This window comes from Flavobacterium lacisediminis (assembly GCF_025909975.1).
Taxonomy (GTDB): Bacteria; Bacteroidota; Bacteroidia; order Flavobacteriales; family Flavobacteriaceae; genus Flavobacterium; species Flavobacterium lacisediminis.
Window position 1 is genome coordinate 325,172 of sequence record NZ_JAPCIO010000001.1, and the last position, 16,982, is coordinate 342,153.

At 31.4% G+C, this 16,982-nt stretch carries 16 protein-coding genes and 1 tRNA gene; 8 read left to right on the forward strand and 9 right to left on the reverse strand.

The annotated features are described in order from the left end of the window. Nucleotides 1-41 precede the first annotated feature (41 nt). The 3 genes from OJ995_RS01615 to OJ995_RS01625 are packed head-to-tail and all read right to left on the reverse strand — an operon-like array spanning nucleotide 42 to nucleotide 3,116. Entirely contained in the window at nucleotides 42-866 is an 825-nt protein-coding gene (locus OJ995_RS01615) for a carboxypeptidase-like regulatory domain-containing protein (protein WP_264367840.1), read from the reverse strand. Between the two features lie 2 nt (nucleotides 867-868). Further along, nucleotides 869-2,359 carry a GH3 auxin-responsive promoter family protein gene (locus OJ995_RS01620; RefSeq protein ID WP_264367841.1) on the reverse strand — a complete coding sequence of 497 codons (1,491 nt, stop codon included), beginning with the start codon at nucleotides 2,357-2,359 and terminating at the stop codon, nucleotides 869-871. Nucleotide 2,360: 1 nt separating this feature from the next. Further along, on the reverse strand, nucleotides 2,361-3,116 hold the full coding sequence (locus OJ995_RS01625) for a murein hydrolase activator EnvC family protein (protein WP_349292867.1): 756 nt from the start codon (nucleotides 3,114-3,116) through the stop codon (nucleotides 2,361-2,363). Between the two features lie 247 nt (nucleotides 3,117-3,363). On the opposite strand from OJ995_RS01625, the gene OJ995_RS01630 reads away from it, so the two are divergent. Next, nucleotides 3,364-3,570 carry a Sec-independent protein translocase subunit TatA/TatB gene (locus OJ995_RS01630; protein WP_264367843.1) on the forward strand — a complete coding sequence of 69 codons (207 nt, stop codon included), beginning with the start codon at nucleotides 3,364-3,366 and terminating at the stop codon, nucleotides 3,568-3,570. 69 nt (nucleotides 3,571-3,639) lie between these two features. On the opposite strand, the gene OJ995_RS01635 is transcribed toward OJ995_RS01630, so the two are convergent. Beyond that, nucleotides 3,640-5,766 (reverse strand): Tex family protein, encoded by a 2,127-nt coding sequence (locus OJ995_RS01635; RefSeq protein ID WP_264367844.1) that lies wholly within the window; start codon nucleotides 5,764-5,766, stop codon nucleotides 3,640-3,642. A gap of 54 nt (nucleotides 5,767-5,820) precedes the next feature. Between OJ995_RS01635 and OJ995_RS01640 the strand changes: the two genes are divergently transcribed. Continuing rightward, nucleotides 5,821-6,093 (forward strand): DUF1294 domain-containing protein, encoded by a 273-nt coding sequence (locus OJ995_RS01640; RefSeq protein WP_264367845.1) that lies wholly within the window; start codon nucleotides 5,821-5,823, stop codon nucleotides 6,091-6,093. Here the strand turns inward: OJ995_RS01640 and OJ995_RS01645 are convergent. Continuing rightward, complete coding sequence (locus tag OJ995_RS01645) at nucleotides 6,058-6,891, reverse strand: NAD(P)H-hydrate dehydratase (RefSeq protein ID WP_264367846.1); 834 nt, start codon at nucleotides 6,889-6,891, stop codon at nucleotides 6,058-6,060. The two genes, OJ995_RS01640 and OJ995_RS01645, sit on opposite strands and share 36 nt — an antisense overlap. Before the next feature lie 24 nt (nucleotides 6,892-6,915). Continuing rightward, a complete protein-coding gene (rpiB, locus tag OJ995_RS01650; RefSeq protein ID WP_111566511.1) occupies nucleotides 6,916-7,347 on the reverse strand; it encodes a ribose 5-phosphate isomerase B in 432 nt (143 codons plus the stop codon). 671 nt (nucleotides 7,348-8,018) lie between these two features. Here rpiB and OJ995_RS01655 point away from each other — a divergent pair. Then, on the forward strand, nucleotides 8,019-9,443 hold the full coding sequence (locus OJ995_RS01655) for a T9SS type A sorting domain-containing protein (protein ID WP_264367847.1): 1,425 nt from the start codon (nucleotides 8,019-8,021) through the stop codon (nucleotides 9,441-9,443). Nucleotides 9,444-9,537: 94 nt separating this feature from the next. Here the strand turns inward: OJ995_RS01655 and OJ995_RS01660 are convergent, their stop codons facing one another. Next, entirely contained in the window at nucleotides 9,538-9,777 is a 240-nt protein-coding gene (locus tag OJ995_RS01660) for a hypothetical protein (RefSeq protein ID WP_026725428.1), read from the reverse strand. Nucleotides 9,778-9,893: 116 nt separating this feature from the next. Here OJ995_RS01660 and rnr point away from each other — a divergent pair, with 116 nt between their 5' ends. The 4 genes from rnr (at nucleotide 9,894) to OJ995_RS01680 (ending at nucleotide 14,260) form a co-directional block, all read left to right on the forward strand. Next, complete coding sequence (gene rnr / locus OJ995_RS01665) at nucleotides 9,894-12,071, forward strand: ribonuclease R (RefSeq protein ID WP_264367848.1); 2,178 nt, start codon at nucleotides 9,894-9,896, stop codon at nucleotides 12,069-12,071. A 32-nt stretch (nucleotides 12,072-12,103) separates the two neighbouring features. Then, the gene (locus OJ995_RS01670; protein ID WP_264367849.1) at nucleotides 12,104-12,772 is read left to right on the forward strand and encodes a head GIN domain-containing protein; all 669 of its coding nucleotides are present in this window, start codon (nucleotides 12,104-12,106) and stop codon (nucleotides 12,770-12,772) included. A gap of 109 nt (nucleotides 12,773-12,881) precedes the next feature. Then, a complete protein-coding gene (locus tag OJ995_RS01675) occupies nucleotides 12,882-13,577 on the forward strand; it encodes a LysE family translocator (protein WP_264367850.1) in 696 nt (231 codons plus the stop codon). Nucleotides 13,578-13,594: 17 nt separating this feature from the next. Then, nucleotides 13,595-14,260 carry a GldM family protein gene (locus OJ995_RS01680; RefSeq protein ID WP_264367851.1) on the forward strand — a complete coding sequence of 222 codons (666 nt, stop codon included), beginning with the start codon at nucleotides 13,595-13,597 and terminating at the stop codon, nucleotides 14,258-14,260. Nucleotides 14,261-14,376: 116 nt separating this feature from the next. Here OJ995_RS01680 and OJ995_RS01685 read toward each other — a convergent pair. Beyond that, nucleotides 14,377-14,450, reverse strand: a tRNA-Cys gene (locus tag OJ995_RS01685). Nucleotides 14,451-14,556: 106 nt separating this feature from the next. Beyond that, nucleotides 14,557-14,916, reverse strand: a complete 360-nt coding sequence (gene folB, locus OJ995_RS01690) for a dihydroneopterin aldolase (protein ID WP_264367852.1) — start codon at nucleotides 14,914-14,916, stop codon at nucleotides 14,557-14,559. 97 nt (nucleotides 14,917-15,013) lie between these two features. On the opposite strand from folB, the gene OJ995_RS01695 reads away from it, so the two are divergent. Beyond that, on the forward strand, nucleotides 15,014-16,696 hold the full coding sequence (locus OJ995_RS01695) for a glutamine--tRNA ligase/YqeY domain fusion protein (RefSeq protein ID WP_264367853.1): 1,683 nt from the start codon (nucleotides 15,014-15,016) through the stop codon (nucleotides 16,694-16,696). The last annotated feature ends 286 nt before the right edge of the window (nucleotides 16,697-16,982 follow it).

The following is a 16,982-nucleotide window of genomic DNA, read 5'->3' on the forward strand; positions in this document are numbered from 1 at the left end:
ATATTTTGTTTTTCTAACCTGCAAAAGTACGATTTTTATTTTTAATTGGTTAAAATTAGGTTTATTGAGGGTTCATTTACACTTATTTTCTCCAAATTATTCCCTGATTGCTTACTCCATTTTCCGTAAGCATAAGTATAAAAGAAATCTCTTTCTACATAGTTATATAACACATAAGGTTGGTATTTAGTGCCGGTTTTATTACTCTCAATTAACAACTTTTCATACGCCACAAACATTCCTTTTTCTGGAAAAACCAAATCAAATTGTGATATATTAAAACGATGTTTGATTACTCCTTTTTTCAAAGTAACAACATAATCTTTTGTCAACAATTCTTCGCCTGGATAACCGTTTTCATCCACACTGTAAAAGTGAAGCTTTATAGTGGCTTCTTCAATTCTGCTGTCTGTGAAAATCGTTACTTCTTTTATAAACTTTGTTTTACTGTACGAAGACTGGTATGGAAAGAACTTGGCTTCAATTTTTGGTCCGTTGTCAAATGATTGAAAAATAGCATTTTTGATATCGCCTATTTCAATTTGTTTGGATTGTTTTTTATTCAATATCACTACTTCTCGTAAATCGTAAGCCATAGGTTTCAATTGAACAACAGAAATTTGACTTCCTTTAATCGTTTTCCTTTCATAACCTAAAACCGAAATCACAATGTTTTTTTCTTTGGATGCTTCCAAGAAAAAACTTCCATCCGCTTCCGAAGTAGTTCCAATAGTTTCATTCTCCACCCAAATATTCACAAACGGAATTGGTTCGCCAGAAATACTGTCTTTCACTACACCATGGATTTGCGAAAAAGTAAATTGTGAAACGATAAGAAAAAACCAAATCACTCTTTTTTCTTTCATCTTTATTCTTTTATCTCAAAAAACTGAGCAATTTTTCTATCGTTGCTTAATCTTGGTAATTTATTTTGTCCACCTAATTTACCTATCGATTTCATATACTCTTGGAAACCATTTTTTGGAACACCTGTAATTACTAATGTTCTCAATACATGCCCAACTATCAAATCATCGTAATACACGTTTTGCTTGCGCATGGCAGCGTCGATTTTTAATGCGAAATCTTCTAAATTGGTTGGTTCATTTTCAAATTCGATGAACCATTCGTGATATGGTAAGCCTTCGGTTGGTGTAATTTGAGGTGCAACTGTAAATTCGTTTACTCGAACATCAGTTCCTTCCATTGCTTCTTTTAAAGCCGATTCCACTTCTTTTCCGATAACGTGTTCACCAAAAGCGGAAATATAATGCTTGATTCTTCCCGAAACTATAACACGATATGGTTTTAAACTCGTAAACTGAATCGTATCACCAATATTATATGCCCAAAGTCCAGCATTCGTGGAAATGATTAAAACGTAATTAACACCTAATTCTACTTCTCCAATGGTATAACGTTTTGGCTTTTCGGTAAAAAACTCGTCTGCTTTTATGAATTCGTAGAAAATTCCGGAATTCAATAATAGCAACATTCCTTTTTCCTTCTGTGAATCTTGGTATGCAAAAAAGCCTTCAGAAGCAGGAAATAATTCTATCGAATCAACTTTTCTTCCAATTAAATTTTCAAATTTCGCTCGATAGGGTTCGTAATTTACACCGCCGTAAATAAACAAATTGAAGTTTTTAAAGATTTCGCCAACAGGTTTTCCTGCTTTTGCTGCCAGTTTCTCAAAATACATTTGCACCCAAGACGGAATACCTGAAATCACTGACATGTCTTCATTGATGGTTTCTTCAACAATAGCATTGACTTTAGTTTCCCAATCTTCAATACAATTGGTTTCCCAACTTGGCATACGGTTTTTTTGTAAATATTTCGGAACAAAATGTGCTACAATTCCGGATAATCTTCCAAGTTTGATACCGTTTTTCTCTTCTAAAAGCGGACTTCCTTGCAAGAAAATCATTTTTCCTGAAACAAAATTGGCTTTCCCTGTTTCATGAATGTAACTCAAAATCGCATTTCGTGCAGCTTGAATATGAAATGGCATCGATTCTTTTGTTAACGGAATATATTTAGCTCCAGAAGTAGTTCCAGAAGTTTTAGCAAAATATAAAGGCTTTCCTTTCCAAAGTACATTCTCTTCGCCTTTTACAACTTTATCAACATAATGCTTCAAGCCTTCATAATCGCGAACGGGAACTTTTTGAATAAAATCAGAATGGGATTTTATCGAACCAAAATCGTGGTCTTTTCCAAATTGCGTTTGACCCGCTTCTCTGATTAATTCTTCAAAAACTTTATGTTGGGTTTCAACAGGATTATTGGCCCATTTTTGGGTTTTAGCGTGAATTCTTTTTGCAAATAATTTTGCTGCAAAAGCTTTTACTGACATGTTAATTGAAATTGATAAACTGCGTTGGGTCAATTGGGAAACCATCTTTCCATAATTCAAAATGCAACGTAGCACCCGAATTTTGAACTGTATTTGCATTTCCTGCAAGAGCAATAACTTCTCCTGCTTTTACCGTGTTTCCTTGTTTTTTAGTTACAGAAGCCGCATTTTTATAGACCGACAAAATATCATCTTTATGGCGTACAATGACCACATATCCTGAACTTGGCGTCCAATCGGAAAAAATGATGGTTCCAGCTGCCACGGCTTTGATTGGTGTATTATTAGTAAGTGCGATTGTAACGGCTAAATGTTTATTTCCTGCATTATATTTTTGTAAAATACTTCCTTGTGCGGGCGGAAATAATACAAAACTTACTTTAGGTGTTGAAGATTCAAATACATTATATTTATCTTCTTTAATAACTTTATCTCTTAATTCTTGTTCCTTTTCTGTAGGAGTAAGTCCTGAAATATCTATTTCAGATACATCTAATGCTTTAATAGAATCCTTATTTAATTTAGCATATTCTAAATCACCAGTAAGCACTTTTTTAATGGAAGCAATATAAGCATTGTTGATTTTCACCGATTTTTCAAGTGAATCCGATTTTATGGCCATTTCTAAAGCTTCTTGTTTTAATTTTGATGAAGCATAACCAGGAATGTATTCGCGTAAAGGTGTAAAAGCAATGATATAAGTAGTAATAAAAATGATGGATATTGCACCAACGGTTGCCACAACAAAGACGTTCATTAAATTTAATTTTAATGAAAAAGTTTCTTCAAAAGTGTCTTCGTTAAGTATAACTAACCTTCTCTTGTTGAATAATTTTCTTAATAAAAGTTGTCTTTTTAGCCTTTTATTAGCCATTTTTAAAACATATTAATTACACAAATATACTAAATACAACGGGTTTCTAATTTCGAATTGTATAATTAATCGTTAAAAAATAATCATTTGTTAATTTCTTTATATCTTTGTACTTTAAATTTTAGAACAAATGAATGCACTAGCTATATTTTTAGGAGCAATTGGTCCTATGCAAGTAATCCTTATTATTGCCATTGTGGTTTTACTTTTTGGTGGTAAAAAAATTCCAGAATTAATGAAAGGAATTGGAACTGGTATTAAAGAATTTAAAAACGCTGCCAAAGACGACCAACCAGCAAATTCTAAAAAAGAAGAAGAAACTAAAGAAAAAGAATAGTTTTTCTTTTTAATATTTAAAATCCCAAATTCCATTTTATTAGAATTTGGGATTTTATATTTTAGAGAATTACAAAATCATCGTCAACTGAATTCTCTTTCTAGCTTCATCCACCTCAACGACTTTTACTTGAACATGTTGATGCATTTTTACGACTTCATTTACATCGGAAACATAGCCTTCTTTTAGTTGGGAAATGTGCACCAAACCACTTTCTTTGATTCCTAAATCAACGAAACAACCAAAAGCGGTAATGTTATTTACGATTCCAGGTAAAATCATGCCTGTTCGTAAATCTTTTATGGTTTTTACATTCGGGTCAAATTCAAAAATTTTAGCCGCTTTTCTTGGGTCTAAACCTGGTTTTTCTAGCTCTTTTAAAATATCTTTTAAGGTTAAAATTCCGATTTCTGCCGTGATGTAATTTTCTGGTTTTATTTGAGCGATTTTTTCTTTATTGGCAATCAATTCATTGGTTTTGATTCCCAAATCTTTTGCCATTTTTTCCACAATAGGATACGCTTCTGGATGTACTGCCGAATTATCCAATGGATTTTTTCCATCGCGAATTCTGATGAAAGCGGCTGCTTGTTGGTACGCTTTTTCTCCTAAACGTGGTACTTTTTTCAATTGTTTTCTATCTTCAAAAGGTCCATTTTCCGAACGATAAGTAACAATATTTTCCGCCATTTTTTCACCAATTCCAGAAACATAACTCAGCAACGATTTACTAGCAGTGTTGATATTAATTCCAACAGAATTCACACAACTCATTACTGTGCTATCTAAAGCTGATTGTAGTTTAGTTTGATCCACATCGTGCTGATATTGTCCAACACCAATTGATTTTGGATCAATTTTTACCAATTCAGCCAATGGGTCACTTAATCTTCTTCCAATCGAAACAGAACCACGAACGGTTACATCGTAATTTGGAAATTCTTCTCTAGCAATTTTACTCGCAGAATACACCGATGCTCCTGCTTCGGAAACCACAAAAACTTGAACGGGTTTATCAAAAGCGATTTTTTTAATGAAAAATTCGGTTTCACGAGAAGCCGTTCCGTTACCAATAGAAATCGCTTCAATGTTGTACGCATTCACCATTGAGCGAATTTTCTTCATCGCCATGGCGGTGTCGTTTTGTGGTGCGTGTGGATAAATGGTTTCGTTGTTTAGTAAATCGCCTTTTTCATCCAAACACACGATTTTACAACCGGTTCTGTAACCAGGGTCGATAGCTAAAATTCGTTTTTCTCCTAATGGTGGCGCTAACAACAACTGACGTAAATTTTCGGAAAACACATCAATCGCTTTTATGTCGGCTTTGGCTTTTGCCTCTTGTAAGGTTTCATTTGAAATAGCTGGTTCTAACAAGCGTTTGTAGCTGTCTTTAATCGCTAATTCTAAATGTTCTGTGGCATCCGAATTTTTATTTTTGATAATGTTTTCTTCGATGAAATCTAAAGCTTCTTCTTTTTCAACAGCGACATTTAACTTCACAAAACCTTCAGCTTCGGCACGCAACATGGCTAATAAACGATGCGATGGCGCTTTAGAAATCGGTTCTGCCCAATCAAAATATTGGGAGAATTTTTGAGCTCCTTCGTCGTCTTTTTTAGTTTTAACGACTTTTGTTGTGATTTCTCCTTTTCGTTGAAACAAGCGACGTAAATTTTTACGAATAAAGATATTTTCGTTAATCCACTCCGCAATGATATCGCGAGCGCCTTGTAAAGCTTCGTCTTCATTTTTTACATTCGCATTCAAATATTTGGAAGCCAAAAACTCAATATCATCATTTTTTTGACTCATGATGATTTTTGCTAATGGTTCTAATCCGTTTTCACGAGCGACATCGGCTTTGGTTTTTTTCTTCTTTTTATAGGGTAAATAAAAATCCTCCAATTCTTGTAAATCGAAACTGTTCTCAATTTTGGATTTCAATTCTGGTGTAAGTGCGTTTTGTTCTTCTATCGATTTTAGAATGCTTTCTTTTCGCTTGATGATTTCATCATATTGCTTGTTTAATTTCGAAATGGCTTCGATTTGCACCTCATCTAAATTTCCGGTTTGGTCTTTTCGGTAACGCGAAATAAACGGAATCGTACAATCTTCTAAAAGTAATTTTATAGTAGCTTCAATGCTTTTTGGAGCAATGTTGGTTTGGTTTTGAATGAATTGAATATTGGTCATTGTAAATAAAAATTGAAATGCTAAAATACTATCTTTGGACAAAATTATTAGCTTTTGGAAGTACTATTTATTTATTTAATTGTGATTAACAGCCTCTGTTTTTTAACTTTTGGCTACGATAAATGGCGAGCTAAAAACAATAAAAGACGCGTTTCGGAATTCAATTTGCTTTTATTAACTGCTATTGGTGGAACTGTTGGTGGAATTTTAAGCATGTATCTTTTCAAGCACAAAACCAATAAGTTTTCATTTATAATCGCTTTTTATACTATTGCGATACTTCAGGTTGTTTTATTGTATTTCGGAATTCAAGCTTTTAAAAGCTAATCCGATATTCTCAATAACATCGGTTATTAACATGCTTTCTTCGCTTTGTGTTTGAAGTGTAATATCAGCAGCTAATCCGTGAAGATAAACTCCTAAAATAGCCGATTCTAAAGTAGTATAACCTTGCGCTAAAAATGAAGTAATCATTCCGGTTAACGCATCTCCAGAACCACCTTTTGCTAAACCTGAATTTCCTGTAGTGTTTTCAAAAGTGTGAATTCCGTCAGTGATAAACGTTTTGTGTCCTTTTAAAACAATCACACAATTTAAATCTTTCGCTTTTTGAATCGCGGTTGTTCTTCTTTCGGATTCAGAATCATGTTCGCCAAATAATCGGTCAAATTCTTTTAGATGTGGTGTTAAAACAAATCGAAAATTAAATTTTTTCCAATCTATTTTGTATTTCGCAATTAAATTTAAAGCATCGGCATCAAAAATAACAGGAAGTTTATTTTCGTACAATTCGTAAATGTATTGTAGACTTACTTCATCAACTCCAATTCCGGGACCAATTCCGATAGCTTGATAAGGTGATGAATCACTTATCACACAAGAATTGGCATACATCGCTTCGGGAATCGAATTGAAAAGAACACTTTTGTTTTCGGGGTAAAAAACAACTGTTAATAAACCAACGCCCGAACGTAAGCAAGCTCTTGAAGCAATTATAGTAGCTCCCATTTTATCTGTGCTTCCCGCAATTAACAAAGCATGACCATGTGTTCCTTTGTGAGAATCACATGGTCGTTTTTTATAAGTGTTTTTAATACAATTCAAATCTAATTTTACGACTTCCATTTGAATTGATTTTAAGATTATTGATTATTTACAGGCGATTTTTTTCACGCGATTTCCGTGTCTTCCGCCTTCAAATGGTGTATTTAAAAAAGTATCTACCATTTCAATGGCTTGCTGAATAGAAGTATAACGAGCTGGAATACTAATAATATTAGCATCGTTATGTTGACGTGCTAAAGCAGCAATTTCTTTTGTCCAACAAAGTGCACAACGAATGTCTTGGTGTTTGTTAGCTGTCATCGCAATTCCATTTCCTGAACCACAAATTACAATTCCTAAATCCGCTTTTTTTGATTCCACATCATACGCTACTGGATGACCAAAATCAGGATAATCAACACTATCAAAAGTATCAGTTCCGTGATTAAAAATGGTATGTCCTTTTTCTTCTAAATATTGAACAATAGCTTTTTTATAATCTGGACCAGCGTGGTCGTTTCCAATTGAAATTTTCATAAGTTGTTGTGTGTTTTGTATATGCAAAAATACTAAAGATAAAGGAGTAATAATAATATGATTTGGATTTTGATATTTTTTTAAACAAATCCTTTAAAATCAATGAATTATATAAGAAAGTAAACTAAAAATTACACATTGTTAATTTCTTTACGTAAATCCTTGATAATCAGTTAACCTTAATTTAACAATTATTGTTAACAACTTTGGATAGAAATTTAGAAGTTTTTTTAGGTTGTAAAGAAAAAATTTGTAATCCAAAACCGGAATTAAAAATCCTAATTTAGTTTCACGAATTTTTAGAAAAGTTATCAATAGAAAAAAATCAGTTTTCAACAGAAATCAACAATTGAAGTTATTTACAAAACGAATATAAAATCTATTTTCAACAACTGTTGATAACTACAAAATAAAGAATTTAGAAGGTCTTATTTTCAGTTCTTTACTAAATTTTTAAATTGTTAATTACGTTGTATAAGTAACGATAACTTTTAAAAACTACTTCTTTAAAAAAACTTATTCTACATATTAACACGCTATAATAACCATCATAAATTTAAATTAAATTAAAAATATTTTTTGTTGTATTTAATAAATGTTGAAAACTTAAATATTATTAGATTTGAAAAATATTTTAATTTATAAAAATGAGAAAAAATATTATCTTTTTATTGTTTCCTTTAATTAGTTTAAGTCAAACTCAAATTGGTCAAGATATAAATGGTGAAGTTGCCGGTGATTGGAGTTCATCTGGTTTAAGTATATCTTCTGATGGTAATATTGTGGCTATTGGTTCAGTTGGTAGTAATAATTTTACAGGTCATGTAAAAGTTTATCAAAATGTATCAGGAATTTGGACTCAAATTGGTCAGAAAATAAATGGGCAAATTTTAGGAGAAGAATGTTATCAAATAAGTTTATCAAGTAATGGAAATATAATTGCTTTAGGTTCTCCTTCAAGTGATCAAATTTTTCAAAATTCAGGATTAGTAAGAATTTATCAAAATATATCAGGAGTTTGGACTCAGATTGGTCAAAACATAATTGGTGAAGCATTAAATGATTATAGTGGTGCAGGATTAAGTTTGTCTAGCGATGGAAATATAGTTGCAATTGGAGCTTATGGAAATGATGGAAATGGATCCGATTCTGGTCACGTACGAGTTTACCAAAATATATCAGGAGTTTGGACTCAAATAGGACAAGATATAAATGGTGAAGCTGCTGGTGATTGGTTTGGTTTTAGATTAAGTTTATCCAGTAATGCTAATATTATAGCAATTGGGGCTAGAAATAATGATGGAAATGGTTCAAATTCAGGTCATGTACGAGTTTATCAAAATATATCAGGGGTTTGGACTCAAATAGGACAAGATATAAATGGAGAAGCTGCCGGTGATTTATTTGGTCAAAGTTTATCAATATCAAGTGATGGTAGTATAATTGCTATTGGTGCTATATTTAATGATGGAAATGGATCTGATTCTGGTCATGTTAGAGTTTACCAAAATATATCAGGAGTTTGGACTCAAATAGGGCAAGATATAAATGGTGAAGCTGCTGGTGATTGGAGTGGAAATGTAAACTTATCAGGTAATGGAAATATAGTTGTTATAGGCGCTGCTAATAATGATGGAAATGGATCTGATTCTGGTCACGTACGAGTTTACCAAAATATATCAGGAGTTTGGACTCAAATAGGACAAGATATAAATGGTGAGGCTGCTGGAGATAAAAGTAGTGGAGTGAGTTTATCAAATAATGGTAATATAGTTGCAATTGGATCTAATTATAATGATGGAAATGGATCTGATTCTGGTCATGTGCGTGTTTTTGATTTATCAGCTATTTTAACATCAGATAATTTTATTTTAGAGAGTTTTATAATCTATCCAAATCCTGTTTCTAGTATTTTAAATATTACTTTAAAGAATAATTTAGAATTAAAAAATGTAAATATTTATAATTCATTAGGACAATTAATTAAAACTGAAAATAAAACAGAAATAAATATATCGAGTTTATCAAAAGGAAATTATTTTGTAGAATTAATAACTAATCAAGGAAAAGCTACAAGAACAATAATAATTGATTAATAGTACTTTATCATTTAAAAAAGGTTGTCTAAAGTAATTTTAGATAACCTTTTTTGTTTTTAATATATGTTGAAAACTTTCAGCTTTTAAAAAATTAAACAATTTTTAAATGATCGTCTTCGTTTAGTTTTTTTAGAATTTCTTTCACGGTTGCTTCATCGTTTGGATGTACTTTTAATTTGATTCCGCCATAAGCAATTGTAGCAAATGGATCGATTCCAACGATAGTTTCGTTTTCAAAAAAGTAAGCAATACCTTCTTGCTCTAATAAATTTTTAATAATTAAAGTTTCGTGTTGGTAGTTAAAAACAGCAACGGTTACAAAATTTTCCATCTGAATTGATTTACTTTATAAAGTTACGATAAGTTATTTTTATATTAAAACTGAAATACATTTTCGTTTTACATTGTTGTATTTTGTAACTTTAACCAATAATTGAAAATGATACAATGAGTAAGAAACCAAAAAAATTAGGAAATAAACCAAAAGATTTTACTGCACAAATATTTAAAATACTTTCAAGAGAACCTTCTAAATCTTTTAATTACAAGCAAATAGCTGCTGTTTTAGAGTTAAGCGATACCAAAAGCCGAAACGAAATAATTAGAGATTTAAAAATACTTAAAGCACAAGATAAAATTCACGAAACGGAAATTGGAAAATATCAAATTATTTCCAAAGCCGAATATTACGAAGGAATTGTTGATATGACGTCTCGTAAAACAGGTTATTTTGTTTGCGACGAATTAGAAGACGATGTATTTATTCCGTTTATTAACTTAAATCATGCTTTAGATGGTGATAAAGTGAAAGCTTATATTTACAATAGAAGAAGTTCACGTAAACCAGAAGCAGAAGTTTTAGAAATTTTAGAAAGAAAAAAATCAGAATTTGTTGGGGTTATTGATATTCAAAAAAACTTTGCTTTTGTAACCACTGCTAATGCTAAAATGTATACCGATATTTTCATCCCAAAAAATAAAATTGGTGATGCCGAACACGGAGATGTTGTTTTAGTAACTTTAGAAGATTGGCCTAAAAAAGCCGATTCTCCTTTTGGTTCCGTGATAAAAGTTTTAGGAAAACCAGGCGAACACAATACAGAAATTCATGCGATTTTAGCTGAATATGGTTTACCATACGATTTTCCAATTGAAGTAGAAGCGTATGCGAATAAAATTGATACTTCAATAACAGAAGAAGAAATTAAAAAACGTCGCGATATGCGTGATGTTTTAACGTTTACGATTGATCCAAAAGATGCTAAAGATTTTGATGATGCGTTATCATTTCAAGTGTTAGAAAATGGAAATTACGAAATAGGAGTTCATATTGCCGATGTTTCCCATTATCTTCAAGAAGGAACTATTTTAGATGATGAAGCTTATAAAAGAGCAACTTCGGTTTATTTAGTTGATAGAGTGGTTCCAATGCTTCCAGAAGTATTATCAAATTTTGCTTGTTCGCTTCGACCACATGAAGAGAAATATACGTTTTCAGCGGTTTTTCAACTAAACAATAAAGCAGAAGTTTTAGATGCATGGTTTGGACGAACAGTAATCTATTCTGACCAACGTTTTGCATATGAAGAAGCACAGAGTATCATCGAAACTAAAAGTGATGTTATTCCAGCCGAAATTTCATTAACTGGAAGCGAATATATTGTTCCAAAACCAATAGTTGAAGCCACTTTAAAAATGGATGAATTAGCTAAAATTCTTCGTAGAAAAAGAATGGCAGCTGGAGCGATTTCGTTTGATAAAGTAGAAGTAAAATTCAATTTAAATGAAGATGCTGAACCAATTGGAGTGTACTTCAAACAAAGTAAAGATGCGAATCATTTGATTGAAGAATTCATGTTGTTAGCCAATAGAAAAGTAGCGGAATTCATTGGGAAACAAAAGAAAACCTTCATTTACAGAATTCACGATGAACCTAATGAAGATAAATTAATCAATCTTCAAACCGTGATTGCTAAGTTTGGTTATTCGATAAATTTCCGTTCTAAAAAAGATATTTCGAGTTCATTGAATAATTTACTTTTAGAAGTTGTGGGTAAAAAAGAACAAAATTTGGTGGATACGCTTACAATTCGAAGTATGAGTAAAGCTGCTTATTCAACTGAAAATATTGGTCACTACGGATTAGCATTTGATTATTATAGTCATTTTACCTCGCCAATTCGTCGTTATCCGGATGTTATGGCACACCGTTTGTTACAATTTTACATAGATGGCGGAAAAAGTGTAAGTGAAGAAGAATACGAAGAAAAATGTGTGCATTCTTCACAAATGGAAGGTTTAGCCGCTCAAGCCGAACGCGATTCTGTGAAATACATGCAAGTAAAATATATGCAAGATCACAAAGACGAAGAGTTTTTAGGTGTAATTTCTGGTGTTACAGAATGGGGAATTTATGTAGAAATCATCGAAAATAAATGCGAAGGAATGGTTAGAATCAGAGAAATTAGAGATGATTATTACACCTTTGATGATAAACAATATGCTTTAGTTGGTGAAGTTTCTAAAAACATTTTACAATTAGGAGACGAAATTTACGTTAAAGTAAAAAATGCAGATTTAGTGAAAAAACAATTAGATTTTCATTATTTGAGAAAGAGAGAGTAATTAATTTCTTGTAAGAATTTAAAAATATTAAAATGAAAAAAATAGTTTACAGTTTATTACTAATTAGCTCAATAGCTTTTGCTCAAACCGAAAAAAACGTTGGTGATTTTACCAAAGTAACCGCTTTTGATAAAATAGATGTTAACTTAGTTGCTTCATCTGAAAATAAAATCGTTTTAACAGGAGCAAATTCGCAAGAAGTAGAATTGGTAAACAAAAATGGTGAATTAAAAATCAGAATGCCTCTAACAAAAATGTTAAGTGGCGACGATGTTTCCGCTACGGTTTATTACAAAAAATTAGATGCTGTAGAAGCTAATGAAGGAAGTAGAATTGCTTCAAAAGATGAAATTTCTGCCATTAATTTTGATATCATTTGTAAAGAAGGTTCTGAAGTAAAACTAACTAATTTACAAGCCGATAGATTACAAGTTCGTGTTTCACAAGGAAGTATAGTAACTACAAAAGGAACAGTTAAAAACCAAGATATTTTATCCAATTCTGGAGGAAAATACGATGGTCAAGATTGTAAAACACAACAATCTGTAGTTACTGTAAATGCTGGCGGAATGGCAAATGTATATGCGACTGATTTTGTAGACGCTAAAACAAGAGCTGGTGGAGAAATTACGATTTACGGAAAACCAAAACAAATTAACGAAAAGAAAATCGCTGGAGGAACTATCGAACAAGCGAAGTAAAGTTAGTCACAGTTTTCAGTCACAGTTTTCAGTTTTTTTTGTAATTTCGTACTATTAACAATTTTTAGTTTGCAAAACTGCGACTGAGAACCGAGACTGAGACTAAAATTTGCATTTACACGATATACTTACCGCAATTCCTTGGGGACTTTTGTTAGCTTTTTCAATTGGTCCTGGTTTTTTTGTTTTACTTGAAACTAGTATTACCAAAGGTTTTAGAGCAGCTTTTGTTTTTGATTTAGGAATTGTTTTTGGTGATATTATCTTTATTTTAATTGCTTATTTAAGTACCAATCAACTTTTAGAACAATTAAAAGATAATCCCACTTTGTTTATTATTGGTGGAATTATCATGTTGGTTTACGGTTTAGTTTCTTTTATCATGTTAAAACGTAATTTTAAAAAACAACAAGACGACGAACAAGACGACGATAACATTCCAAAAAAGAATTATTTCGCTTTATTTTTTAAAGGTTTTTTATTGAATTTCATCAATATTGGAGTGCTTGGTTTTTGGATGATGATTATTATCACGTACGGACCTCAAATGGAAATGGATACTTCAAGAATTTCTATCTTTTTTGCTGCCATTTTAGCGTTTTATTTAGCTTTTGATGTAGCTAAAATATTATTAGCAAAACAGTTAAAACACAAATTAATTCCAGCTAACATCTACAAAATTAAAAGAGTAATTAGTTTGGTTATCTCTATTTTTGGATTGTTTTTTATCCTACAAGGTTTCTTCCCAAAAGAAAAAGAAATGATAACTAATAAGCTATTACCAGATACTACAGTTTCTGAATAATTTCAAAAATTCATACTATGAAAAAGCTTCTATTATTTGTATTTATAATTAGTTTTCATAGTTACGCTCAAGATACTATTCCAGCTTCAAAAAGTATTATTGCTTTAGATAAAATGAACGTCGTTTATCGTGGTGTTCCTAATCCTATTTCAATTGCGGTTAACAATGCTAAATCGTATGTAATTTATGGTAATGGTGTTTTTAAAAATGAAGAAGGAAAATATGTTATTCGCCCAGGTTCAGGTAGTGAAACCAAAGTATTTGTTGAAATAGAAAATTTTGATGGTTCTAAAGTTATTGAGGAACATGTTTTTAGAATTAAAGGATTGCCATCAGGATTTGTTACAATTAATAGTTTAGGATGTTATAAAAATTGTATTGTTGAATTAACTAAGGAAGAATTTCAAAATGCTTTTTTGAGTTATCATATGCCTGATTTTGTGTTTAATTTTAAAGTTAATGTAATTGGTTTTACTATAAGTTTTATAGATAGTGATAATAAAATTCTAGATAAAACTATTGAGGTTAAAGGTAATAGAATAGATGAACAAACATATTCAGAAATTTTTAAAACAAAAGGTTTTACTTTTTTAAAAATTCACGAATTTCAAATTGAATTTGATGAAGGTTTAGATTTATACATCTGTAAAATATCACCTTTAAAAATTACAATTGTTAAATAAACACCTCCTAATTTCTTAGAAGGTTTTGGAGGCATCTCACGGATTCGATATATCTTTTAATTAATTTTTTCTAAAAATTATCCCATAAAAAAACCTCCAAGTTTCCTTGAAGGTTTTGGAGGCATCTCCCGGATTCGAACCGGGGTAGACGGTTTTGCAGACCGCTGCCTAGCCGCTCGGCCAAGACGCCATTATTTGAACGGACTGCAAATGTATATAAAAAGTTTATAGTTTAAAAGTTTATAGTTTAAAAAATTTTTAAAATTACCCTAAACTCCAAAATTATAACGCATTAACTAATTTCTAAACTCTTCCATTTCTATTGTAACCGCTTCTACATCGCCACCAATAGGAGGATTCAATTTAGAAACTGCTAATTTTATTCGAGAAATCGAAGGAATTTCCGCAAAACATCTGGTGATAATGCGCTGTGCAACATGTTCTAATAATTTAGAACGAATCGCCATTTCTTCTACCACAATTTTATTTAATAATACATAATCAACCGTATCTGCTAATTCATCTGTTTGAGATGATTTACGTAAATCGGTTTTTATTTCTAAATCTACACGGTAATCAGAGCCTATTTTTCCTTCTTCAATTAAGCATCCGTGATAGGAATACGTGCGAATATTTTGTAATTTAATAGTTCCCATTTTTTCTTTTATTATATACCAAATTTACCAATTTTTAGCCATTTTTAAGGTATTAAACCATGAAACTTTATATATCTTTGCATAAATTTTTGATACTATGTCAACAGAAGAAAAATCATTGAATTTTATAGAACAAATCATTGAAGAAGATTTAAAAAATGGTTTGTCAGCAGATAAATTACGTTTTCGTTTTCCACCAGAACCAAATGGGTATTTGCATGTAGGTCATGCTAGTGCAATTTGCTTAAATTTTGGTTTAGGAATCGATTACAAAGCACCCGTAAACCTTCGTTTCGACGATACCAATCCATCTAAAGAAGAGCAAGAATATGTTGACGCTATTAAGCGTGATGTAGAATGGCTTGGTTTTAAATGGGATAAAGAATGTTATGCTTCTGATTATTTCCAACAATTGTATGATTGGGCAGTGGAATTAATTAAAAAAGATAAAGCGTATGTAGACAGCCAAACTTCGGAAGAAATGGCGCAACAAAAAGGAACTCCTACGCAACCAGGAACCGATTCCCCTTATAGAAATCGTTCTATCGAAGAGAATTTAGACTTATTTACTCGCATGAAAAACGGAGAATTCGAGAAAGGAACTCACGTTTTACGTGCTAAAATTTCGATGGGCGCTAACAATATGTTGATGCGTGATCCTATTATTTATCGTATCATGCACGCACATCACCACAGAACAGGAAACGATTGGTGTATTTATCCAATGTACGACTGGGCACATGGTGAAAGTGATTATTTAGAACAAATTTCGCATTCATTTTGTACGTTAGAATTCTTACCTCACCGTGAATTATATGATTGGTTTTTGAATCAAATTTATGATCCTACGAAGGTGCGACCAAAGCAAAGAGAATTTGCGCGTAGAAATTTATCACATACGGTTGTTTCTAAACGTAAATTATTGCAATTAGTTGAAGAAAAGCATGTTACAGGTTGGGATGATCCTCGTATGAGTACGATTTCTGGAATGAGAAGACGCGGTTATACACCAAATTCTATTGTAAATTTTGCTAACACAATCGGAATTGCAAAACGCGATAATTTGATTGATGTTTCGCTTTTAGAATTCTGTGTTCGTGAAGATTTGAACAAAGTTGCACCTCGTGTAATGGCAGTTTTAGATCCAGTAAAATTAGTAATTACGAATTATCCTGAAGGACAAGAAGAGTGGTTAGAAGCTGAAAATAATCCGGAAGAAGAAGTAATGACCTACAGAAAAGTGCCATTTTCTAAAGAATTATATATTGAAAGAGAAGATTTTCAAGAAGAAGCACATAAGAAATTTTTCCGATTAACTTTAGGAACTGAAGTTCGTTTGAAAAATGCGTATATCATTAAAGGTGAATCAGTTGTAAAAGACGAAAACGGAAAAATCACAGAAATTCACGTTACTTACGACGTAGATTCTAAGTCAGGAAGCGGAACAGAAGCAAGTCAAAGAAAAGTAAAAGGAACGATTCATTGGGTTTCTATTCCTCATGCAAAAGAAGCAGAAGTTCGTGTCTATGATCGATTATTTACCAATGAAAGTCCAGATAAAGACAAAGAAGTTGATTTTAAAGAATTTATCAATCCAAATTCATTAAAAGTAATTACAGGTTATGTAGAACCAAGTTTACAAACTTCAAAAGAATTAGATCATTTCCAATTTCAACGTTTAGGTTATTTTTGTGTGGATAGAGATTCAACAGCTGAAAAATTAGTTTTCAACAAAACGGTTGGACTTAGAGATACTTGGGCAAAAATTTCAGAACAATAAAAATTTTCGATTTTTTGTCATGCTGAATTTATTTCAGCATCTAAATCATATTTTAAACGTGTCAAGTTTTCAAAACCTGACACGTTTTTGTTTTATATAAAAATCTTGATAAAGAATTAAAAAATCATCACTAAAAATTATTATTAATAAAATCTATCAAAAATTAATTTTTAATAATTAAAAACTTAAAAAAGTGACTTTCATAAATGAATTGTAAGAAAAAAACTTTTTTAGGTAAAGTGTTTTTACATCTTGATTTGTAAAAGTAGCTAAAATCGCTTTATTT

What these genes read in the sequence shown, in the direction of transcription:
- OJ995_RS01615 (WP_264367840.1), bottom strand. Translation starts at nt 866, where the DNA reads ATGAAAGAAAAAAGAGTGATTTGGTTTTTTCTTATCGTTTCACAATTT.
- OJ995_RS01620 (WP_264367841.1), bottom strand. Translation starts at nt 2,359, where the DNA reads ATGTCAGTAAAAGCTTTTGCAGCAAAATTATTTGCAAAAAGAATTCAC.
- OJ995_RS01625 (WP_349292867.1), bottom strand. Translation starts at nt 3,116, where the DNA reads ATGAACGTCTTTGTTGTGGCAACCGTTGGTGCAATATCCATCATTTTT.
- OJ995_RS01630 (WP_264367843.1), top strand. Translation starts at nt 3,364, where the DNA reads ATGAATGCACTAGCTATATTTTTAGGAGCAATTGGTCCTATGCAAGTA.
- OJ995_RS01635 (WP_264367844.1), bottom strand. Translation starts at nt 5,766, where the DNA reads ATGACCAATATTCAATTCATTCAAAACCAAACCAACATTGCTCCAAAA.
- OJ995_RS01645 (WP_264367846.1), bottom strand. Translation starts at nt 6,891, where the DNA reads ATGGAAGTCGTAAAATTAGATTTGAATTGTATTAAAAACACTTATAAA.
- rpiB (WP_111566511.1), bottom strand. Translation starts at nt 7,347, where the DNA reads ATGAAAATTTCAATTGGAAACGACCACGCTGGTCCAGATTATAAAAAA.
- OJ995_RS01660 (WP_026725428.1), bottom strand. Translation starts at nt 9,777, where the DNA reads ATGGAAAATTTTGTAACCGTTGCTGTTTTTAACTACCAACACGAAACT.
- rnr (WP_264367848.1), top strand. Translation starts at nt 9,894, where the DNA reads ATGAGTAAGAAACCAAAAAAATTAGGAAATAAACCAAAAGATTTTACT.
- OJ995_RS01670 (WP_264367849.1), top strand. Translation starts at nt 12,104, where the DNA reads ATGAAAAAAATAGTTTACAGTTTATTACTAATTAGCTCAATAGCTTTT.
- OJ995_RS01680 (WP_264367851.1), top strand. Translation starts at nt 13,595, where the DNA reads ATGAAAAAGCTTCTATTATTTGTATTTATAATTAGTTTTCATAGTTAC.
- folB (WP_264367852.1), bottom strand. Translation starts at nt 14,916, where the DNA reads ATGGGAACTATTAAATTACAAAATATTCGCACGTATTCCTATCACGGA.
- OJ995_RS01695 (WP_264367853.1), top strand. Translation starts at nt 15,014, where the DNA reads ATGTCAACAGAAGAAAAATCATTGAATTTTATAGAACAAATCATTGAA.